The organism is Nesterenkonia sp. AY15 (assembly GCF_022565855.1).
In the GTDB taxonomy this organism is placed as follows: domain Bacteria; phylum Actinomycetota; class Actinomycetes; order Actinomycetales; family Micrococcaceae; genus Nesterenkonia.
On record NZ_JAJOYV010000001.1, the window covers coordinates 735,391 to 757,114 of the forward strand.

General features: G+C 68.5%; 16 protein-coding genes, 4 tRNA genes and 1 riboswitch. Of the genes, 15 read left to right on the plus strand and 5 right to left on the minus strand.

Going from position 1 to position 21,724, the window contains the following annotated elements:
• The first annotated feature begins 9 nt into the window (after window positions 1–9).
• The 9 genes from LSI54_RS03320 (at window position 10) to LSI54_RS13125 (ending at window position 12,238) form a co-directional block, all read left to right on the plus strand.
• The gene (locus LSI54_RS03320) at window positions 10–831 is read left to right on the plus strand and encodes a YggS family pyridoxal phosphate-dependent enzyme (protein WP_241477751.1); all 822 of its coding nucleotides are present in this window, start codon (window positions 10–12) and stop codon (window positions 829–831) included.
• Window positions 832–879: 48 nt separating this feature from the next.
• Entirely contained in the window at window positions 880–1,530 is a 651-nt protein-coding gene (locus LSI54_RS03325; protein ID WP_241464333.1) for a cell division protein SepF, read from the plus strand.
• 20 nt (window positions 1,531–1,550) lie between these two features.
• Window positions 1,551–1,838: a YggT family protein gene (locus tag LSI54_RS03330; RefSeq protein ID WP_241464334.1), complete on the plus strand. Its 288-nt coding sequence runs from the start codon at window positions 1,551–1,553 to the stop codon at window positions 1,836–1,838.
• 174 nt (window positions 1,839–2,012) lie between these two features.
• Window positions 2,013–2,921, plus strand: a complete 909-nt coding sequence (locus LSI54_RS03335; protein WP_241464335.1) for a DivIVA domain-containing protein — start codon at window positions 2,013–2,015, stop codon at window positions 2,919–2,921.
• 55 nt (window positions 2,922–2,976) lie between these two features.
• Window positions 2,977–3,663: a signal peptidase II gene (locus LSI54_RS03340; RefSeq protein ID WP_241477752.1), complete on the plus strand. Its 687-nt coding sequence runs from the start codon at window positions 2,977–2,979 to the stop codon at window positions 3,661–3,663.
• Window positions 3,660–4,610: an RluA family pseudouridine synthase gene (locus LSI54_RS03345; protein WP_241469956.1), complete on the plus strand. Its 951-nt coding sequence runs from the start codon at window positions 3,660–3,662 to the stop codon at window positions 4,608–4,610. The genes LSI54_RS03340 and LSI54_RS03345 overlap by 4 nt, the downstream gene beginning before the upstream one ends.
• 2 nt (window positions 4,611–4,612) lie before the next feature.
• Window positions 4,613–8,149, plus strand: coding sequence for a DNA polymerase III subunit alpha (gene dnaE, locus LSI54_RS03350; protein ID WP_241464338.1), 3,537 nt, complete (start codon window positions 4,613–4,615; stop codon window positions 8,147–8,149).
• Between the two features lie 107 nt (window positions 8,150–8,256).
• Window positions 8,257–8,760, plus strand: a complete 504-nt coding sequence (gene nrdR / locus LSI54_RS03355; RefSeq protein WP_241464339.1) for a transcriptional regulator NrdR — start codon at window positions 8,257–8,259, stop codon at window positions 8,758–8,760.
• Window positions 8,761–9,106: 346 nt separating this feature from the next.
• Window positions 9,107–12,238, plus strand: a complete 3,132-nt coding sequence (locus LSI54_RS13125) for a LuxR C-terminal-related transcriptional regulator (RefSeq protein WP_241477753.1) — start codon at window positions 9,107–9,109, stop codon at window positions 12,236–12,238.
• Between the two features lie 24 nt (window positions 12,239–12,262).
• Here the strand turns inward: LSI54_RS13125 and rpe are convergent, their stop codons facing one another.
• Genes rpe through LSI54_RS03385 form a run of 5 tightly spaced genes read right to left on the minus strand, consistent with a single transcriptional unit; the run spans window position 12,263 to window position 17,281 of the window.
• On the minus strand, window positions 12,263–12,916 hold the full coding sequence (gene rpe, locus LSI54_RS03365) for a ribulose-phosphate 3-epimerase (RefSeq protein WP_241464341.1): 654 nt from the start codon (window positions 12,914–12,916) through the stop codon (window positions 12,263–12,265).
• Window positions 12,913–14,586 (minus strand): RsmB/NOP family class I SAM-dependent RNA methyltransferase, encoded by a 1,674-nt coding sequence (locus tag LSI54_RS03370; protein WP_241477754.1) that lies wholly within the window; start codon window positions 14,584–14,586, stop codon window positions 12,913–12,915. The genes rpe and LSI54_RS03370 overlap by 4 nt, the downstream gene beginning before the upstream one ends.
• On the minus strand, window positions 14,583–15,785 hold the full coding sequence (locus tag LSI54_RS03375; protein WP_241477755.1) for a methionyl-tRNA formyltransferase: 1,203 nt from the start codon (window positions 15,783–15,785) through the stop codon (window positions 14,583–14,585). The genes LSI54_RS03370 and LSI54_RS03375 overlap by 4 nt, the downstream gene beginning before the upstream one ends.
• A gap of 16 nt (window positions 15,786–15,801) precedes the next feature.
• Complete coding sequence (gene def / locus LSI54_RS03380; RefSeq protein WP_241477756.1) at window positions 15,802–16,395, minus strand: peptide deformylase; 594 nt, start codon at window positions 16,393–16,395, stop codon at window positions 15,802–15,804.
• Window positions 16,396–16,408: 13 nt separating this feature from the next.
• Window positions 16,409–17,281: a PD-(D/E)XK nuclease family protein gene (locus LSI54_RS03385; RefSeq protein ID WP_241464345.1), complete on the minus strand. Its 873-nt coding sequence runs from the start codon at window positions 17,279–17,281 to the stop codon at window positions 16,409–16,411.
• A 200-nt stretch (window positions 17,282–17,481) separates the two neighbouring features.
• Between LSI54_RS03385 and LSI54_RS03390 the strand changes: the two genes are divergently transcribed.
• The 6 genes from LSI54_RS03390 to ribB all read left to right on the plus strand — a co-directional run bounded on the left by LSI54_RS03390 (window position 17,482) and on the right by ribB (window position 21,660).
• Window positions 17,482–17,555 (plus strand) — tRNA-Gly (locus LSI54_RS03390).
• A 122-nt stretch (window positions 17,556–17,677) separates the two neighbouring features.
• Window positions 17,678–17,748 (plus strand) — tRNA-Cys (locus LSI54_RS03395).
• A gap of 111 nt (window positions 17,749–17,859) precedes the next feature.
• Window positions 17,860–17,931: transfer RNA gene (locus LSI54_RS03400), tRNA-Val, on the plus strand.
• A 54-nt stretch (window positions 17,932–17,985) separates the two neighbouring features.
• Window positions 17,986–18,059: transfer RNA gene (locus tag LSI54_RS03405), tRNA-Gly, on the plus strand.
• Window positions 18,060–18,279: 220 nt separating this feature from the next.
• Window positions 18,280–18,422, plus strand: a riboswitch (FMN riboswitch).
• A 110-nt stretch (window positions 18,423–18,532) separates the two neighbouring features.
• The gene (gene ribD, locus LSI54_RS03410; RefSeq protein ID WP_241477757.1) at window positions 18,533–19,609 is read left to right on the plus strand and encodes a bifunctional diaminohydroxyphosphoribosylaminopyrimidine deaminase/5-amino-6-(5-phosphoribosylamino)uracil reductase RibD; all 1,077 of its coding nucleotides are present in this window, start codon (window positions 18,533–18,535) and stop codon (window positions 19,607–19,609) included.
• Window positions 19,591–21,660 (plus strand): 3,4-dihydroxy-2-butanone-4-phosphate synthase, encoded by a 2,070-nt coding sequence (gene ribB / locus LSI54_RS13130; RefSeq protein ID WP_342357791.1) that lies wholly within the window; start codon window positions 19,591–19,593, stop codon window positions 21,658–21,660. The genes ribD and ribB overlap by 19 nt, the downstream gene beginning before the upstream one ends.
• The last annotated feature ends 64 nt before the right edge of the window (window positions 21,661–21,724 follow it).

Here is a 21,724-nt window from a genome sequence, read left to right on the forward strand (position 1 = left end):
GCTCTCCTCGTGCAGACCAGACCAGATCCCGCCGGCCCAGATCCCGCCGGCCCAGACCCCGCTTCCACGGATTCGGCCACCGACCCCGCAGCCCGCGACCCCGCAGCCCAGGACCCGCGGAGCGAGGAGCTCGCAGCGAACCTCGCGGCGGTCCACGCCCGGATCGACCGGGCGATGGCCGCCGTCGGACGCCAGGATCGGCCGAAGCTCATCGTGGTCACCAAGTTCTTCCCCGCCGCGGATGTGCTCAGGCTGTACCGGCTGGGCGTTCGCGACGTCGGCGAGAACCGCGATCAGGAGGCCGCCGCCAAGGCCGCGGAGGTCACACAGCTGCTCGGCGGTGACACGGACGCCCTGCACTGGCATTTCATCGGCCAGCTGCAGTCCAACAAGGCCCGCTCGGTCCTCGGCTACGCCGATCACCTGCACTCGGTGGACCGGTCGTCCCTGCTGAAGGCGCTGGTCAAGGCCGCACCTGCAGCGGATGCGCCGCCGCTGACCTGCCTGATCCAGGTGGACCTGCGTGACCCCGTGCCGGCCGACGGCAGGGGAGGGGCGGACCCCGCGTCGATCCCCGCGCTGGCCGCCGGGATCGCTGAGGCACCGGGGCTTGAGCTCGGCGGACTCATGGCTGTCGCGCCCCTGGATGAGCCGGCCGCACCGGCCTTCGGCCGACTTGCGCAGCTCTCCGCCGAACTGCAGGACACCCACCCTCAGGCGCACATGATCTCCGCCGGAATGAGCGGTGACCTGGAGGAAGCGGTGGCCCACGGTGCGACACACCTGCGGGTCGGTCGAGATGTCCTGGGTGAGCGTCCGCTTCAGCGATAGTCTCGAGACCGCGCAGTGACAAATCAACCTTTCCTCAGGAGAACCCTCATGGCCGGTGCCTTCAAGAAGACCATGATCTACCTCGGCCTCGCCGACGGAGACGACTACAGCGAGGACAGCTTCTCCAAGGAGCCCTCCTCCACGACCCGCAGCCCCCAGGGCTCGGCCTCCGAGCCCAGCTCGGTGAGCCGCAGCTCCTCCATGGCGGCCTCGGTCCGCGAGACCCCGGCGCCGACGAGCGCCACCTCCTCCGCGCGCGGAAACGAGGTCGTCTCCCTCGGCATCGACCACGCCGACGACAGCTCACACACAGGCCAGTACAACAGCTCCAACTTGGCAGTGGACCCGGACTACCGTGCTCCGGTCACCCCGATCAAGCGAGCCCCCTCATCCCGGGATGAAAGTTCACCGATGCGAAAAATCACCACCGTTCACCCGCGCTCCTACAACGACGCGAAGGTCATCGGCGAGTCCTTCCGGGACAACATCCCGGTGATCATGAACGTCACCGACATGGGCGAGGCCGAGGCCAAGCGACTGGTGGACTTCTCCGCCGGGCTGGTCTTCGGCATGGGCGGATCCATCGAGCGTGTCACCAACAAGGTGTTCCTGCTGACCCCGAAGAACATCGAGGTGCTGGCTGAAGAGCGCGCCGCCGCAGAGACCCCGTCCTCGGCCCAGTTCTTCAACCAGAGCTGAACCAAGTACGCTTCTGAGCTGTGGATCTCTTAACCGCGCCCCTGTACCTGCTGCTGACCATCTACCAGTTCGCTCTGGTGGTCCGCATCGTCTTCGACCTCACCCAGCAGTATGCCCGCAGCTGGCGACCCAAGGGCTTCGCGCTCATGATCGCCGTCGGGGTCTACACCATCACCGACCCGCCGATCCGCTGGATCCAGCGCAAGGTGCCGCCGCTGAACCTGGGCGGAGTGTCCCTGGACATGGGATTCCTGCTGGTGTTCCTGGTCGTGGTGATCGCGAAGATGGTGCTGCGCGGATTCGCCTGACCCGAAGGTACCTCGCGGGCGAGCGTCCAGCACTGCGCCGTTGGACGGACCTCGACGCGTGAAAGCCGCACTTGAAGGTTGTAGTCGAAGGCAACGAATCGCAATGGGTATCCTGATGGATGACCCAAAGACCAGCTTCACAGCTTCCCCAGCCACTCGATGAGGTGACACCGCATGGCCCTGACCCCCGATGACCTCCTGAACAAGGAATTCCCCGAGACCAAGTTCCGTCCCGGTTACGACAAGGACGAGGTCGATGACTTCCTTGACGAGGTGGTCGTCGAATGGCGGCGCCTGGCCCAGGAGAACGAGGAGCTCACCGCCAAGGTCGCGGCTCTTGAGGAACAGCTCGAGGAGAACCCGGCGAACCTGGAGCCCGATGAGCTCAAGGATGCGGGCCTCTCGGGCTACGCCGGCACCACCTCGACGATGACCGGCTCCGCGGACCCCAGCACCGAAGAGCACGAGCTCAGCGCCGACTCATCGGTCACCGCGCACCCCGAGTACGCGCTCGGAACCCGCCCCGCACAGGAGCGTCCCGTCGCCGCGGAGCCCGCTGCGAGCGACCAGGCCACCTCCGCCACCGGCGTGCTCGCCATGGCGCAGCAGCTGCATGACCAGTACGTCTCCGAGGGGGAGCAGACCCGCGCGGCCTACATCGCCGAGGGCGAGGCCAGGCGCACCGAATATATCACCGAAGGTGAGCAGACCCGCAGCGCCTACATCGCCGAGGGCGAAACCACCCGGGATGCCTACATCGCCGAGGGTGAGACCCGCCGCGACGAGCTGGTCAGCACCGCAGAGGCCACTCACGCCCAGCTGCTGGCCGAGGCCGAGCGCCGCCGCAACGAGATCGTCACCGAGGCCGAGACCCGCGCCGAGAACGTGATCGAAGAGGCGGAGCTGACCTCGACCCGCACGCTGAACGCGCTGGAGCGCAAGAAGGCCGACCTGGAGTCCAAGGTCGGCGAGCTGACCAGCTTCGAGCGGGACTACCGAGCCCGGCTCAGGGACTACATCGAAGGTCAGCTGGCAGATCTGAACAGTCGCGGCTCCATCGAGAAGGAAGCCACCGTCAACTGATCCAGCTCCTCGACGCCGAGCGCTCAGGGTGACACCTGACCTGTAGAATCCAACGGTGTCGAAACAGCTCTCAGATGACCATCAGCGGTCCATGCGAACCCCGTCCCGCCGAACTGCGCTCATCGTGGCAGCGGCCCTGGCGGTGTTCGCCTGGGCCGCTGATCAGTTAACGAAGGTGTGGGTCGAAACCACGATGACCCTGGGGGAGCGGACCGAGGTGCTGCCCCCGGTGCTCTACTGGCGCTACCACCTGAACCCGGGTGCCGCCTTCTCCATGGGCACCGACTACACCTGGGTGTTCACGCTGATCATGATCGCGGTGCTCGGCTATGTGGTCTTCAAGGGCCGCGACCTCGGCGGCTCCTGGCTCTGGACGCTGGGCCTGGGCGGGCTCGCCGGCGGAGTCGCCGGCAACCTCACCGACAGGATCTTCCGCGACCCCTCCCTGAACGGGGAAGGGATCAGCACCTTCGGTCAGGGCCACGTGGTGGACTTCATCGCCGTGCCGAACTTCGCGATCTTCAACATCGCCGACTCCTTCATCGTGTGCTCGATCATCGCGATCTGCACGATGATGGTCTTCGGGCTGAACCTCGACGGCACCCGGGAACAGAGCGGGAAGACGTCTGACACCACGAACACCGGCACGGCGAACACCGACACCCGGAAATCTGACCACCGGAAGTCTGACCACCGGAAGTCTGACACCGCGAACATCGACGCTGCGGAGACCGACGCATGAGCACCCAGGACATCGCAGTGCCCGCAGAGCTCGACGGCGGCCGCGCCGACGCCGTGCTGGCCACCCTCTTCGAGGTCTCCCGCACGGACACCACCCAGTGGCTCAAGGACGGGCGGGTCACCTGGGCGCAGGACCGCACCCAGGGGCGCTCCGCCGGGCGGACGGTGAAGAAGTCTGACCGGCTTGCCGCCGGCACCGAGCTCGCCGTCGTCGTGCCCGAGAAGCATGACCCCTTGGAGGTGAGGATCGAAGCTGTGGAAGACATGACCCTGTTGCACCAGGACACCGAGATCGTGGTGGTGGACAAGCCCGTCGGCGTGGCCGCGCATCCCTCACCCGGCTGGACCGGGCCCACCGTGATCGGGGGCCTGCTCGCCGCCGGGGTGGAGATCTCCACCTCCGGGGCCCAGGAGCGCCGCGGGATCGTGCACCGCCTCGACGTGGGCACCTCCGGGGTGATGGTGGTGGCCAAGACCGAGCACGCCTACACCCTGCTCAAGGACGCCTTCCGCCAGCGCACCACCCATAAGAGCTACCACGCGCTGGTCCAGGGGCTGCCCGATCCGGTGGACGGGACCATCGACGCCCCCATCGGCAGGCACCCCGGACACGACTGGCGGTTCGCGGTGCTCGACGGCGGCCGTGAGTCCCGCACCCACTACCGGCTGCAGCAGGCCTATGGCCGGGCCAGCCTGATGGACGTCACGCTGGAGACCGGCCGGACCCACCAGATCCGGGTCCACTTCTCCGCGCTGGGCCACCCCTGCGCGGGAGACCTCACCTACGGCGCCGACCCGCAGCTGGCCGCCGATCTCGGACTGACCCGGCAGTGGCTGCACGCGGTGGAGCTCGGGTTCCACCACCCCGGCAACGGCGACTGGGTGAGCTACCGCACCGACTACCCCGCGGACCTCGCCCAGGCCCTCGAGATCCTGGAGAACGGCTGAGCATGGCAACCACCGGCGATTTCGTCCACCTGCACAACCACACCGAGTACTCGATGCTCGACGGCGCCGCGAAGATCGGGGAGCTCTTCGAACAGACCCAGAATCTCGGCATGCCCGCAGTGGCCACCACTGACCATGGGTTCCTCTTCGGCGCCTACGAGTTCTGGAAGACTGCCCAGAACTACGACGTGAAGCCGATCATCGGACTCGAGGCCTACCTGTCTCCGGGCACGCATCGCTCCGACCGCACCCGGGTGAAATGGGGCGACGGGGTCATCGGGGAGAAGGACGTCTCCGGCGGCGGCGCCTACACGCACATGACCATGTGGGCGGAGAACACCACCGGGATGCACAACCTCTTCCGGATGGGCTCGCTGGCCTCCCTGGAGGGCTACTTCTACAAGCCGCGGATGGACCGGGAGCTGCTGGAGACCTACGGCAAGGGGATCATCGCCACCACCGGCTGCCCCTCCGGAGAGATCCAGACCCGGCTGCACCTGGGCCAGTACGAGGAGGCGAAGAAGGCCGCCGGGGAGTACCAGGACCTCTTCGGGCGGGAGAACTTCTACTGCGAGCTGATGGACCACGGCCTGGACATCGAGCGCAAGGTCAAACAGGACCTGATCAAGCTCGCCCGCGAGCTGAACATGCCGATGGTCGCCACCAACGACCTGCACTACACCCACCAGCATGACCACAAGGCCCACGGGGCGCTGCTGTGCGTGCAGTCGAACTCCACCCTGGATGACCCGAACCGGTTCAAGTTCGGCTCCGAGGAGTTCTACCTCAAGTCCGCCGCCGAGATGCGCGACCTCTTCCGCGACTTCCCCGACGCCTGCGACAACACCCTGGCCATCGCCGAGCGCTGCCAGGTCGAGTTCAACGAGTCCGCCTCCTATATGCCCCGGTTCCCGGTGCCCGATGGAGAGTCCGAGGAGTCCTGGTTCATCCAGGAGGTCGAGAAGGGTCTGCACTACCGGTTCCCGAACGGCATCCCGGACGAGGTGCGCAAGCAGGCCGAGTACGAGATCGGCGTCATCACCCAGATGGGCTTCCCGGGCTACTTCCTGGTCGTGGCCGACTTCATCACCTGGGCCAAGGAGCAGGGCATCCGAGTGGGTCCGGGCCGCGGTTCCGGGCCCGGCTCGATGGTCGCCTTCGCGATGCGCATCACCGACCTCAACCCGCTGCAGCACGGGCTGATCTTCGAGCGCTTCCTCAACCCCGACCGCGTCTCCATGCCTGACTTCGACGTCGACTTCGATGACCGTCGGCGCTCCGAGGTCATCCAGTACGTGGTCAACAAATACGGCGACGAGCGCGTGGCCATGATCGTCACCTACGGCACGATCAAGTCCAAGCAGGCGCTGAAGGACTCCGCCCGGGTCATGGGGGAGCCCTTCTCCACAGGCGACCAGCTGACCAAGAAGATGCCGCCCGACGCCATGGGCAAGCCGATGCCGCTGGGCGACATCTACGAGTCCAAGTCGGCCCGGTACTCCGAGGCCGCCGAGATGCGGGAGTTCGTCGACTCGGACCCGCGGATGAAGGAGATCTTCAACCTCGCCTCCGGGCTGGAGGGGCTGAAGCGTCAGTGGGGCGTGCACGCGGCAGGGGTGATCATGTCCAGCGACCCGCTGATCGACATCATCCCGATCATGAAGCGCGAGCAGGATGGCGCGATCATCACGCAGTTCGACTATCCGATCTGCGAAAACCTGGGTCTGATCAAGATGGACTTCCTGGGTCTGCGCAACCTCACGATCATCTCCGACTGCCTGGAGAACATTCAGCTCAACAAGGGCATCGAGCTCGACCTGGAGAACCTCGAGCTCACCGACCGGGCCGCCTATGATCTGCTGGCCCGCGGAGACACCCTGGGAGTCTTCCAGCTCGACGGCGGCGGCATGCGCTCGCTGCTGCGACTGATGCGCCCGGACAACTTCGAAGACATCTCGGCCGCCCTGGCGCTCTACCGCCCGGGGCCGATGGGTGCGAACTCGCACACCAACTATGCGCTGCGCAAGAACGGGCATCAGGACGTCAGCCCGATCCACCCGGAGCTGGAGGAGCCGCTGCTCGAGATCCTGGGCACCACCCACGGGCTGATCGTCTACCAGGAGCAGGTCATGGCCATCGCGCAGAAGGTCGCCGGCTACTCGCTGGGCCAGGCCGACATCCTGCGCCGCGCCATGGGCAAGAAGAAGAAGTCCGAGCTGGACAAGCAGTACGTGAACTTCTCTTCCGGCATGGAGTCCCACGGCTACTCCGCCCCGGCGATCAAGGCGCTGTGGGACGTGCTGCTTCCGTTCTCCGACTACGCCTTCAACAAGGCCCACACCGCCGCCTACGGGCTGATCGCGTATTGGACCGCCTATCTCAAGGCCAACTACCGTGCCGAGTACCTGGCCGCCCTGCTCACCTCGGTGGGTGAGAACCGCGACAAGCTCGCGCTCTACCTCTCCGAGTGCCGCCGCATGGGTGTCACGGTGACCTCCCCGAGCATCAACGAGTCCGCGCTGACCTTCACCCCGGTCGGTGACGACACCATCCGCTTCGGCATGGGCGCGGTGCGCAACGTCGGGTCCAACGTGGTCGCCGGGATGGTCTCCGCGCGGGAGGAGAAGGGCCGCTACGAGACCTTCGCCGACTTCCTCAAGAAGGTGCCGATGCAGGTGTGCAACAAGCGCACCGTCGAATCGCTGATCAAGGCCGGCGGATTCGACGAGCTCGGGCACACCCGGCGGGCGCTGGTGACCATCCACGAGCAGGCCATCGACCAGGCGATCTCGGAGAAGAAGGGCTCCCAGGCCTATGAGACCGACCTCTTCGGCAGCGCCGACATGGAGCTCGGAGACTCGCTCTCGGTCAGCGTTCCCGACCTGCCGGAGTGGGAGAAGATGGACAAGCTCTCCTTCGAGCGCGAGATGCTCGGCCTCTATGTCTCTGACCATCCGCTCCAGGGCCTGGAACGGGTCCTGGCCCACCATGCGGATCGCTCCATCTCCTCGGTGATGGGGGAGGACGGCCCGGCCGACGGCGCCGGGATCACGATCGCCGGGATGATCACCTCGCTGCAGCGCCGGGTGGCGAAGTCCTCGGGAAACCCCTACGCACGCGCCGAGATCGAGGACATGGCCGGCACCATCGAGGTGATGTTCTTCGGCAAGACCTATCAGGCGGTCTCGATGATCCTGGCCGAGGACCTGGTGGTCTCGGTGAAGGGTCAGATCGACCGGCGTGAGGACGGCAGCGTCACGCTCAAGGCCATGGACGTGACCGTGCCGGAGATCAATGAGGACGGCAACGCCGGGCCCGTCGTCGTCTCCGTCTCGTCCCAGCGGGCCTCGGAACACCTGGTCATGGAGCTGGGACGGACCCTGCGCGCGCATCGCGGCAACAGCGACGTGCACGTGCGGCTGCTCTCCGGGGACAAGATCGAGCTCATGCGGCTGGGCCACGAGTACCAGGTCAGTCCCTCGCCGGCGCTCTTCGGGGATCTCAAGGTGCTGCTCGGCCCAGGCTGCCTGGAGCTCTGAGCGGACTGAGGCACCCGGTCGGCGCCAGCAGACGCAGGCCGACAGCGTCACAACATCTTGTGGTCGAAGATTTGAAGCGCACTATATGTGGTGGGTAGACTCGGGGCATGTACTGCCCCTATTGCCGCCATGACTCCTCCCGAGTCGTCGACTCCCGCATGCTCGATGATGGCTCCGGCATCCGGCGACGTCGGCAGTGCCCGCAGTGCTCCAAGCGGTTCACCACAATGGAGACCACCAGCCTGAACGTGATCAAGCGCTCCGGAGCGGCTGAGCCCTTCGATCGGTCCAAGGTGATCAACGGCGTCCGCAAGGCGTGCCAGGGCAGGCCGGTCTCCAACGATGACCTCGCCGTGCTGGCCCAGGAGGTGGAGGAGAACATCCGCGCCGCGGGCAACGCCGAGGTGGATGCCAACGACGTCGGGCTCGCGATCCTCGGCCCGCTGCGCCGCCTGGACGTGGTCGCCTATATGCGTTTCGCCTCGGTGTACCGCGGGTTCGATTCGCTGCAGGACTTCGAGAACGCGATCGCGGAGCTGCGCCGCGAGGAGCTGCACGGACCTTCAACCTCAGGTGCAACCGTGGTGCAGCCCAGATTCGGATTCCGTTAGACTCAAGTCTGTACCGGTGGCGGTCTCTTCTGGGGAAGGTTGAGAGCGCCACCGGTCTTTTCATCCCCGGTGATGGTCCCGCCCTGCCGTGCGGTGCAGGACTCACCGCAGGCCCGCGCAGAACCTCCTGCGGGAGACCCCGGACGCACGGATGGTCCGGAGAGAACCCCCTGAACTTTCTCTCCGGACCACCTGCGCCTCCGAGGAGGCCCTTCCATTACACGCCGCGTGCGCAGGCGCCTCGCGCAGATGGAGCAAAACCACGTAGTTCGACCGGTGAAACCCAGTAGAAGATACGGGCCGGTATAGTTGACGGGCATCTGATCCATCAATAGAGGAGCCCACGGTGCACCGCAGTGACCCTTTTGTGGGCAGGCGCGAAGAGATCGAGCTGATCCGCAGGGCCGCTGAGCGCGCGCGGACGGGCACGGCACAGTTCGTGGTCATCGAGGGTTTCACCGGTTCAGGGAAGACCCGTCTGCTGCATCAGGCGATGGAGTCGTATCCGGAATGGGACGAACGCACGATCCTGCTCGACGAGTCCTTCAGCGCCCGCGCCGGATCCGCGATCCGACATCTTCTCGGCGCCGGCTCCACCGGCCCCGACGAGCTGGAGGATCTCCTGGCCGCCAGCTTCGATGCCGGGCAGAACCTGCAGGTGCCCTACCTGGTGAGCGTCAAGAACCTGCACCTGATCGACGAGGTCTCCGCCGATGCGCTCTGGCGCGGGCTGAGTCTCTTCCAGAACGGCCCGGTGCTCGTGGTGCTGAGCACCCAGGGCTCAGTGCGGCCCGAGGTTCAGCGGCTCATCCGGCTCGCTCAGGCCAGCCCGCGCGGCACCTACATCGGCCTGCAGCCGCTGCCGCTGCGGGAGGTGGGTGAGCTGCTGGAGGCGCACTCCGAGCTGCCGATCGCGACCTCGGTGGCGGCTCGAGTGCTGCGCGAGACCGATGGATACCCAGGCCTGGTGGAACAGGTGGGGCGCTGGCTGCGCCGGGTCCCCTCCGGGGCCCGCAGCATCGACCAGGCGTTGGCCGCCACCGTGCGTTCCGCGGACTACAGCGGAATGCACCGAGACGTGATGACCCAGATGAGCGGTCTGGAAGAGCCCGACCGCCGCGCCGTTGCGCTGCTGGCCGCCGCTGACACCTCGCTGAGTCGCAGCCAGCTCGAAGCCGCGGTGGGAGCCGCCGTGGACCCCGCCGCACTGCTGAGCACCGCGCTGCTGAGCTGGGAGGAGCTCACCGGCCGCTATGCGGTGCCGCGTCGCTCGCTGAGCCGCGCGGTGCTCAGCGGCACCGCGGAGCTGGAGCAGGCCCAGCTGCTGCTGGCGCTTGCGGGCGTGCTGGAGGGGGAGGAATCGGTGCGCCACCTGGCCGAAGCTATCCGGCGGGACCCTTCCCTGGGTGAGCAGGAGGAGGTCGTCGCGGCGCTCCACGGCTACGCGCGGCAGGCCGCGAGGCGTCACGAGTTCTGCGAAGCCTTCGACCACGTCATGCTCGCCGTCTCGATGGCCCTCGACGACGAGGAGTCGCTCCACCTGCTCGCCGGACTCGCCGTGCGGACCAATCGGATCTCCGCCCTGCTGGCCCTGGAGCCCGTCATGCGCGCGATGCCGGAGTCGACGTCTCGCTCCGGGATCCTGGCGCTGATCATGCTGGAGCAGTCGGACCTCGAGGGTGCGCTCCAGGAGCTGGAGTCCGTGACCCCGCAGCCCGACCGAGGGCTGCCCATCTATGCCGAGTCCGTCATCGAGGTCAGCGCCCGACTGTACGCCCAGGCGCGCCGCCGCCGCGGCGCCGCGCTGGCGAAACAGGTCTCCTCCGCGCTCGCCGAGGTGCTGGGCCGGGGGGACGGCCTCGACCTGCTCGGTGACATCTGGGATCTCGGCCAGCTGCAGGGCATGGCGTCGCTGAACAGCTTCTGGATCGAGTTCTCCGCGGAGGATCCCGGTGATGCCGCCGCAATGATCGACCACGTCTCGACCGCGCTGAGGAAGCTGCATGGCCGGGCCGGCGTCGAGCGGTTCGAAGGGGCGCTCTACGCGGTGCGCGGGGGACTGCACCGGCAGATCGGACACATGGGCTGCGCCTATCAGGATCTCAGCGTCGCCGCCGCCCAGGACGGCACCAGCAGCTACGTGATGTATGCCCGTTCCCAGCTGGCGCTGCTGCTGTTCAGCTCTGCCTACTGGGACGAGGCCGCACAGATGGCCGATCGCGCCGCGGGAGAGGGTCTGGCACGCGGGGAGAATGCCGCCTCCCATGTCGCTTACGCCGTGTCGGCGGTGCTCCCCGCCGCCCGCGGGGAGATCGAGAAGGTCCGCACCCGGCTGGAGGTGCTGCGCGAGAGCCAGTTCGCTTACCTTCCGCTGGCCACCGGGACCATCGACTGGGTGGAGGCCTCCCTGGCGGCCTCGCAGAACGATTTCCGCGGAGTGGCCCGGAACCTGCTGAGCATGCGCAACGACGGCACCGTGTGGTGGGCGATGGAGCCCCAGGCGATGAGCATGCTCGCCCGGGCGCTGCATGTCAGCGGATGGGCGGCGATGCTGCCGGCCCTGCTGCGCAGCGCCGAGGGCGAGTCCGGCGTGGTGGACTTCCAGCGCCACCTCACCACCCCCTACCTGCGCGGCTTCGAACGCTGGGGAGCGGGTGCTCCGCTTGAGGCGATGGAGAGCTTCCTCCAGGTGCTGCGCGGCTACGACGCGGCCGAATCGATCCGGCCCACCCAGCCGCCGGGGGAGGGCGGCGGGTTCAGGATCTTCCGAGCGATGCTCAGCATCGACATCGCCACTCTGGTCACGGCCTACCCGCAGGAGCTGTCCCGGCACCGGGCCACCGCGCTGGAGCTGGCCGTGTGGGCAGCCTCGGTGCTCCAGTCCTGCCGCGCCGAGGCGCAGCTGGACCGGGCCAATCAGCTGATGGAGGCGCTGCGCCCGCGGATCTTCGCCGGGGAAGCGGACGGCTTCGGGGTACCGGGACCGGGCGTTCGGGGACACGACGTTTCAGGGCGCGAGGTTTCCGGATCAGGCGTCGCCGGGCCAGAGGCGTCACCGACCAGGACTCCGGCAACCAGGGCGCCGGCAACCAGGACACCAGCGGTGAGGTCAGCCGCGGCAATGTCGAGCGCTGCCAGGACGACCACCACAGGGAACGCGGCGGCGGCCGGGGGAGCGGGCGGCCCGGCGTCCGCGGCGAACCCTCGACGCTCGGCGGGTCAGCTCACCAGCCGGGAACCTGGAGGCCCTCCGGGGAAGTCCGAGCCGGTGCTGAGCCTCCGCGCGGAAGAGGCGCTGCGTGGTCTCTCCCGACGCGAGCGGCAGGTCGCGATGCTGGTCTCGGAGGGACTGACGAACCGCGAGGTCGCCGAGCGGCTGGTGCTCTCGGTGCGCACGGTGGAGTATCACGTGGCCAACGCGATGGCGAAGCTGAAGATCCGTTCTCGCCGCGAGCTCCGCGGGCTTGTCGGCGGCTGAGTCCGGCGGCAGCCACCGCTGGCGTCAGCTGGCGAGTCTGCGCAGCTCGGCGATGGCGGAGGCGGCGTCCTCGGCGGAGTAGACCGCCGAACCGGCGACGAAGGTGTCTGCACCCGCCTCGGCGGCCCGCTGGATCGTCTCGGTGCTGATGCCGCCGTCGACCTGCAGCGCCACGTTCCCGCCCAGGTCATCCACGGCCTGGCGGGCGCGGCGGATCTTCGGGAGGATCAGGTCCAGGAAGCTCTGACCGCCGAAGCCTGGCTCCACGGTCATCAGCAGGAGCATGTCCAGCTCTCCGAGCATGTCCAGATACGGCTCGATCCCGGTGGCCGGCTTCAGCGCCATCGCCGATCGGGCGCCCTGGGAGCGCAGCTCGCGGGCGAGCCGGATCGGTGCCTGCGCAGCCTCGGCGTGGAAGGTCACCGATTCGCAGCCGAGTTCGGCGTACTGCGGCGCCCAGGTGTCCGGATCCTCGATCATCAGGTGGATGTCCATGGGCAGCTCGGTGGCCGCGCGCAGGGACTTCACCACCGGCAGTCCGATGGTCAGGTTCGGCACGAAATGGTTGTCCATCACGTCGACGTGTACGGCGTCGGCGGAGCTGATCCGCCTCAGCTCGCTCGCGAGGTTGGCGAAGTCGGCGTTGAGGATGCTGGGGTGGATGCGGGGGCTGATCACAGGGCGATCCTATCGGCCCGGTCATCCGCAGCAGCGTCCGCCTCGGCCGCAGGCGCCTCGTTCTTCGCGTCCACCGGGCGCTGAAGCAGGGCGAAGAACATGGCATCGGTCCCGTGCACATGCGGCCAGAGCTGGACACAGCGTGCGGCGGTCTCGATGCTGGCGCTGCCCTGTTCATCGCGCAGCAGCGCCGCGCCGGCGTCTTCGGCCGCGGCACGCATCGGCTCGTGGGCGTCGCGCAGCACCAGCTCCGGGTGGCGACGCAGCAGGTCATCGACCTGGATCACGGTCTCGGCCATATGTGGGGAGCAGGTCACATAGGCGAGCAGCCCCCCGGGAGCGAGGACCCCGACGGCGGCGTCGAGGAGCTCCTGCTGGAGTGCGGTGAGCCCGGAGAGGTCCCCGGGGGTGCGCCGCCAGCGGGCCTCCGGGCGGCGTCGCAGAGCACCGAGGCCGGTGCACGGCGCGTCGACCAGGATGCGCTGGAAGCCGGAACCGACCGATGCCTCCGCGATGGTGCGGCCATCGCCGGTGCGCACCGTCCAGGCCTGCGGGTCCACCGCGGCCAGTGCATTGGTCACGAGCTTCGCGCGGTGGGCGGCGGGCTCATTGGCGAGCACCGAGGCTCCGCGCTGGGCTGCCAGTGCGGCCAGCAGCGCGGCCTTTCCGCCAGGGCCTGCGCAGAGGTCGAGCCAGCGCTCGGCGGTGTCGGACTCCTGGGGAAGCTCCGCGTCAGCCAGGGCGCGGGTGACCCACTGGGAGCCGATGTCCTGGACACGCAGCTGGCCCTCGCGGGTCCCGGGCAGTCGGGCGACGTCGCCGCCGCGGAAGATCGCGGCCCCGGTCAGTGCGGTGGATGCCACGGCGCCGGCCTGCTGTGCACTGCGCAGCCGGTCACCCTCGGCCGGGCTGGTCCCCGGAAGCTCGACCAGATGGACCTCGGGGGCGGCATTGTCGGCGCGCAGCAGCGCCTCGAGCTCGGTGCCGCGGCCGTGCAGGCGCAGTGACTGGCGCAGCGCACGCACCACCCAGGCGGGGTGGGCGTGGGTCAGCGCGAGCGCGTCGTCGCCGCTGAGCTTGCGATCGGCGGAGAGCTTCTCGGTCCATTCGCTCAGGGTCTTGGCGCTGACCTTGCGCAGCACGGCGTTGACCAGCCCGCTGGGGCCGGCGCCGATCTCGGCGCGCACCAGCGCCACGGTCTCATCCACCGCGGCGTGGGTCTCGACCCGCATGTTCAGCAGCTGATGCGCCCCGAGTCGCAGAGCGTCCAGGACTGGGGAGTCGAGCTCGCCCAGCGGACGGTCCACGCAGGCGCTCAGGATCGCGTCGTAGGTGCCGGTGCCGCGCAGCGTGCCGTAGGTCAGTTCGGTGGCGAAGCCGGCATCACGCTTGTCCAGGCGCTTAGCCCTGATCTCGGCGGGAAGCGTCAGGTTGGCGTAGGCGTCGTCGCGGCTGACCGCGCGCAGCACGGTGAAGGCGGTGAGTCGCGCAGGATCAGCGCGACGCTTGCGCTGTGCGGGTGCCGCGGCGCTGAAGCCGCGTGCCGCCGCACCCTTGCCCTGATCCGCCTTGCCCTGACCGGCGGCGCCCTTTCCGCCGCGGTTGCGTTCGCGGCCCTTCTCGTTCCTGCGACTGGGCGGCTGTCCTGCGTCTCGGCCGCTGTGGCTCATCGGGTGCGCTCTTCCGTGGGGGTCGTGGAGGTCGTCGGGGAGGTGGGTGTGGCGGGGGTGTTCGCGGCGTGGTCTGGGAGCACCTGGTCGGGTCGCTCCTGCTCCGGCCCACCCAGCAGCACCTGGCCGTGCAGGCCGCGGTACCAGTCGGCGGCGTTGAGCATCTGTTTGCCGGCGGGCTGGACGCTGGTGAGCACCACGTCGGCACCGTCGCCGGCGCGGAACCCGATCAGCGCCTGGGCGCCGGGCTGCTCGGGGTCGAGCTGGCGCACCTCGCCGATCGGGGGAGCGGCCTGGAGGGGGTTCGGCTCGGCCGGCTGTCCGGGCTGTCCGGACGCATGGGCGGCGTCGGCCTGCCCGGCGTCGGTGATGCCCGGCTCGGGGCGGTAGAGCCTCGCGACGCCGAGCTTGATGCGCTGATCAGCGCTCAGCGTCCAGGCGCCGGGCTCGGGAATGGTCGCATTGATCCGGTGCACCAGCTCCGCGGCCGGGCGGCGCGGGTCGATGAAGGCATCATCGGCAGTGAGCTTCGGCGCGTAGCTGGGCTCACCGACCTGCTCCTCAGGCGTGGAGCTGCCAGAAAGAAGGTCGGGCAGCAGCACCATCAGCAGCGAGGCGCCGAGGACCGTCAGCTCCTCCAGGACCGTGCCGGCGGAGGTGGCGTCATCGATCGGAAAGCTGCAGGTGCCGTGGATCGGTCCGGTGTCCATGCCGCGCTCGAGCTGGAACACCGTGGCGGCGGTCTCGGTCTGGCCGGCGAGCATCGTGTGCGGCACCGGCGCTGCTCCGCGGTGCAGCGGCAGTCGGGAATAGTGCAGGTTCACCCAGCCGCGGGCGGGGGCCTGTAGCGCGGCAGTCGGCAGCAGGGCGCCATAGGCGACGACGACGCCGAGCGTGGCCTGAACCGCAGTGAGCTCGGCGGTGACCTCGGCGTCGACGGTGTCGGCCTTGATCACCAGGATGCCGGCCTCTTCGGCCACCTGCGCCACCGGGGAGGGGGTCAGCTTCCGGCGTCGTCCCACCGGGGCGTCAGGTCGGGTGAGCACTGCCGCGACCTCGGCGCCCGAGCGCAGCAGCGTCCGCAGCGCCGTGGCGGCGATCTCCGGGGTGCCGGCGAAGATGATCCGGCCGGGTCCGGGGATGGTGCCGCGCGTCTTGGCGCGGGCCGCGGCCAGGGTTTCTTCGGTGAACTGCTGCATGGTCTGTATCGGCCTTTCAGGGGGCGAAGAAGCTGCTGTGGCTGGACTTGCGGGAGCCGAGAGTCTGATCGATGGCCTGGCCGTACTCCCGTGAGCGCAGCGCCCGGACTGCGGCGACCTTGTCTGCGCCGGTGAGTCGATCCACGAAGAGTCGGCCGTCGAGATGATCCACCTCGTGCTGGAAGCACGCGGCCAGCAGTCCGGTGGCTTCGAGTCGGACCGCGGAGCCGTCGGCGTCGGTGCCGGTGAGCAGCACCTCCTGGGCGCGCGTCACCGGGGCGTAGATGTCGGCCACCGAGAGGCATCCCTCGCGGAGCAGGTTCTCGCCCTCGGCAGCGCCGTGCTCAGGATCCCGCGCGGTGAAGCTTCGCTCCCCGAGCAGCGTCAGCTCGGGGTTGATCACAACTCCACGCTCTCCGACCACGTCGAAGGTGAAGATCCTGCGGCTCACCCCGACCTGCGGAGCCGCCAGACCGATGCCGGCGACGGCGTCCATGGTCTCGAACATGTCAGCGATGAGCTCCGCCGTGCTGTCGTCCACAGTCTTCACGGGGGCCGCGGGGGTGCGCAGCACCGGATCGCCGATCATGCGGATGCTCAGGACAGTCATGGGGGACATTCTGTCATTGTTCAGCGCCGGAGCCGGCTGGGGCGGGCAGCGGCGGCGGCGCGATCGGACGCAGCGCGGTGCCCGCCGACTCGGCGGATCTGCTGTGCTCCCAGACCTGGCGCAGCGCCCAGAACTTGTGCCAGTGCGATTTCAGCACCGCCGGATTGGCCTGGTTCGGCACCACTTCCGCCTCGGAGACCGCGACCGCCAGCAGGATCGGGTCCTCGCCGTAGGGCCAGGGCTTCCATTCGCCGGCCCTGGCGTCGACCAGCATCTCCTCGGCCTGCATGCCAGCGACCAGCTGCATCACCACGGAGTCGCTCAGCGGCTTGGCGCGACCAGCACGGGTCAGTCCCTTGGTCTTGAAGTCGATGATGCAGGTGCGCCCGCCGATGTCGGCGACCAGATCCAATGTGCCGGCATAGCCCAGGGCGTGGTTCCAGACGGTCACCTCGGCGGCCAGCGGGGTCACATCGTAGAGCTGCCACCATTCGTCGAAGCGGTCGGCGAAGCTGGTCTCGCGGTGTTCGGCGAGCGCTTCGCGGGCCTCATCGGCGCCGTGAGTCAGCCCCAGGGAGTCGAGCGCCACCTGTTCGGCGTAGTGGTGGACTCGATCCCCGCGGGCGGCGGCGGCGTCACGGAAGCGCTCGGCGGCCGAGGAGGCCTGCCGTGCGAGTCGCTTGAGCTCGGCGGGGGAGCCGACGGCGCTGGCCAGCCGCTCGTCTCCGGCGAGCTCTGCGCTGGCCATGTGCCCTGCCCAGCCGGTCAGGTCCTTGTGCTCCTGCGAGATCACCGTGGTGATCGAGGGCACCTCAGGGGTGCCGCTGAGAGAGCGTGAATACATGCGGCCGTGATCTGTGGCGTGCGCGAGGCTTGGCTGTGTCATCGCCTCCAGTCTGCCACCTGGGTCGGACACGGCCCGGAGTGAGTCGGACCGGAGCGCTGCGGGGCTCAGTCGGAGGCCAGGCCGGTGTCCTGCCGGGGCGCGGGGGCCGGTGCCGCGTCCCGATTGGACGTGCGGGCGAGACCTGCGCTATCGTTTCAAGTCGTTGAAACGCCGCGAAAAACTGCGGTCGGGACAGCACTGCGGATGTAGCTCAGCTGGCTAGAGCATCACCTTGCCATGGTGAGGGTCGCGAGTTCGAATCTCGTCATCCGCTCGTAAGATCAAGCACGTGAGGTATGAGAGGATTCATTATGAGTTCCTCTCAAGGTGTGAGGGCCTGATCAGGCCTTACCACTGAATGTCAGCTCAAGACTCGTCAAGTCGGCGGTTGACTGCGGTGGGGTGGCCGAGTGGCGAGGCAGCGGCCTGCAAAGCCGTTAACGCGGGTTCGATTCCCGTCCCCACCTCGCAGGTGCATCCGGTTCGCCGGACGCGGCGGCGACGAGATGCAGTGACACAGCAGAATGATGGTTGCAGCACAGAACGACACGCCACGGTGGTGGAGACACCACGCATAGGCGCGATTAGCGCAGCGGTAGCGCGCTTCCCTGACACGGAAGAGGTCACTGGTTCGATCCCAGTATCGCGCACTGAGTGCAGGAAATGCGGCCATCCTCCGGGACGGCAGGGCATCCTGAACTCATGCGGATGTAGCTCAGCTGGCTAGAGCACCACCTTGCCATGGTGGGGGTCGCGAGTTCGAATCTCGTCATCCGCTCAGATGGGTCGCCCGGCAGGCGGCAGATGAAGAGGGCCCGAGACCACCAGGTCTCGGGCCCTCTTCTCGTCTCGTCCGCGCCGCCGTGATCTTCCACCCGCGTGATGCTCCAGCCGCGGCGACACCTCACCGGCCGCGACGGCTCAGCCGAACTGACATTTCACCCTCAGCGGCATCGATCCCGTGCGAGACGCGCATGTGGCACACTTGGTGCTACACATTTCGTGCTCCGGGATCGGTGAAAGTCCGAACCGGCGGTCATAGTCCGCGACCCGAATCATGCGCAGTCCGCTGCGCATGGCTTGGTTGAACCGGTGGAATTCCGGTACCGACAGTCACAGTCTGGATGGGAGAAGCACGAGAGTCCGTGTGGCTGTTTCCGCGACCCCGCGAGCCCGCCATTCGTTCTCGACCGACGCCACCGCGGCGTCGGCCTCCCCGGAGTGCGTCGACACGCCGGGAAGGACGATGCGGTGCCAGACGAAGCTGTGATGCACCAGGCCCTCGAGGCGGCCCTCCTCGGCGTTCGCGGAGCCAACCCGCTGGTGGGTGCGATCCTGGTCTCCGCCGAGTCTGAGGTCCTGAGCATCGGTCACCACCGCGGGGCCGGCACCTTCCACGCCGAGCGTGACGCACTGGTCTCCTTCTTCCGTGAGCACCCCGGCGGGGCGGACCTCAGCTCCGCCACCCTGTACTCCACGCTCGAGCCCTGCCGACATCAGGGCCGCCAGCCCGCCTGCACCCAGCTGATCATCGACGCCGGCGTGGGACGTGTGGTCCACGGCGCGGCGGACCCCTCGAGCAACGGCGGGGGAGCCGGTGTGCTGCGGCGCGCCGGCATCGACGTCGTCTCCGGGGTGCTGGCGCAGCAGTGCGAGGCGTTGAACCACCGCTGGGTCGCAGCCGCCCGGCAGGCCCGTCCCTTTGTCACCGCCCATCTGGCGCAGACCCTCGACGGGCGCATCGCCGCCGCAGACGGCACCAGCCAGTGGATCACCTCCAAAGCGGCACGAGACCACACCCACATGGTGCGCAGCCGGACCGACGCGATCCTGGTCGGGACCAACACCGTCGCGGTGGATGACCCCCGGCTCACCGCACGCACCCCCTCCGGGGAGCTCGCTCTGCGTCAGCCGCTGCGGGTGGTGATGGGGATCACTCCGGTGCGTCCGGGGATGAAGCTGACCCAGGGTCTTCCCGAGGGCGACGGCTGGCTGCAGCTGCGCACCCGAGACCCGCTGGCGGCCCTGCAGGAGCTCGCGCAGACCACTCACGGCGGCTACCCGATCAAGCATGTCCTGGTCGAAGGCGGTCAGAGCGTGCTCTCGGCCTTCTTCGCCGCCGATCTCGTCGATGAGGTATTCGCCTACCATGCGCCGCTGCTGCTCGGAGCAGGCCGTGACAGCATCGGTGACATCGGTGTGAGAACGCTGAGCGAGGCGCCCCGCTTCGCTCTTGACCCCGCGGAGAGCGGGCCGGTGCAGATCATGGACTCCGATGTCTGTGTGCACCTGCAGCCGAAAGGAGATACATGTTCACCGGAATCGTGACTGGTCTGGGAGAGGTCCTTACACGTCGGTTCGATCCGGCCAAGGGCGTGGAGCGGCTGAGCTTCGCGGCCCCGGGACACACCGAGGGGCTCGGGCTCGGCGGCTCGATCGCCGTCAACGGCGTCTGTGTCTCTGCGGTCGCCATCGAGGCCGAGCAGGTCAGCGTGGAGCTGATCCGCGAGACCCTCTCGCGCACCACGCTGGGACAGCTGAAGGTGGGGGACCCGCTGAACCTTGAACGCTGCCTGCCTTCCGGCGCCCGGCTGGACGGGCACGTGGTGCAGGGACACGTCGACGGACTCGCGCAGCTCATCGAGGCAGATCCCTGGGACGGCCGGCACCGCTTCCTGATCAGCCCCGAGCTGGCGCCGTACATCGCGGAGAAGGGCTCGATCGCGATCAACGGGGTCTCGCTGACCGTCACCGCGGTCTCCGCCCCGGGGGCGACCGACCCCTGGTTCGAGGTCGGCCTGATCCCCACCACGCTGGCCGAGACCACCCTGGGCAGCACCGGGATCGGTGAACAGGTCAACATCGAGGTCGACGTGCTGGCGAAGTACGCCCGCCGGATGCTCCAGTTCGACCAGCACCTCGCCGCTGACCGGACAGCCGCCGTCGCCCCTGCCGCCGCGCCGGACGCCGAATCCGCCGAATCCGCCGATTCCGCCGCCGAGCCGCGTGCGGCCGACGAGCCGCCCACGACCGACCAGAAGCCGGGGTCGGTGCCCGCGATTCCCCAGCCGGAGACCCCTGCTCCGGTGTTGGACCGGATCGACGTCGCGCTCAACGAGCTCGCCGCGGGGCGCCCGGTGATCGTCGTCGACGACGCCGATCGGGAGAACGAGGGCGACATCATCTTCCCGGCTGCGATGGCCACGAGCGAGCTGATGGCGCTGACCATCCGCTACACCTCCGGCGTGATCTGCACCCCGATGACCGCCGAACGCGCCGAGCACCTGGGACTGCCCCCGATGGTGGTGGACAACGAGGACCCCAAAGGCACCGCGTACACGATCAGCGCCGACGCGACCACCGGGGTCAGCACCGGGATCAGCGCGGCCGACCGGGCGCTCACCGTGAAGGTGCTGGCAGACTCGGCGAGCACCGCGGCGGACCTCAGCCGCCCGGGGCACATCTTCCCGCTGATCGCCGATCCGCAGGGAGTCCTCGGGCGCGACGGCCACACCGAGGCCGCAGTCGACCTCTGCCGGCTCGCCGGGCTCCCCGAGGTCGGGGTCATCGCCGAGCTGACCCACGACGACGGCCGGATGATGCGCCTGCCCGCGCTGCGCAAGTTCGCCGATGAGCACGAGTATGCGCTGATCTCGATCGCCGATCTTATCGTCTACCGCGGCGGCACCCCCAAGCCGGGTACCGCGATGGACTCGGTGGCCGCCAGCTGGGAGGCGCCCGGCGACGAGCTGTCCAAGCTGGTGACCCCCGGACCGGTGGTCACCCTGCCCACCGATCACGGAGTCTTCGCCGCCCAGGTCTGGACCGAGCACGCCACCGGACACGAGCACATGCTCATCTCCGCCCGCTCCGAGGCTCCCGGTGAGGGCAATGAGGCCACCACGCGGCCGCTGATCCGGATGCACTCGGAGTGCGTCACCGGAGACGTGCTGGGTTCCCGGCGCTGCGACTGCGGCACTCAGCTGGCCTCCGCGCTGGAGTCCATCCAGCACGACGGCGGGCACCTGCTGTATCTGCGCGGCCACGAGGGCCGCGGGATCGGTCTGGCCAACAAGATGCGCGCCTATAAGCTCCAGGAGCAGGGCGCGGACACCGTGGAGGCCAACGAGATGCTGGGGCTGGCCGCGGAGCTGCGCGACTTCTCCGGCGCCGCTGCGATCCTCTACGCCGCCGGCATCCGCCGGCTGCGGCTGATGACGAACAACCCGCTCAAGGTGCAGACCCTGCGCAGCGCCGGGCTCGACGTCGAGCTGGCGCCCTCCACCGGAGTGGTGCACGCGACCAACCGCCGGTACCTGGAGACCAAGCGGGACCGGATGAACCACACGCTGGACCACCTCCAGCTGCACGAGCAGTGAGACGTCACGAACCCTGAGACGTCACGAACCCCGAGATGTCACGAACAGTGACACCTGACCGGCA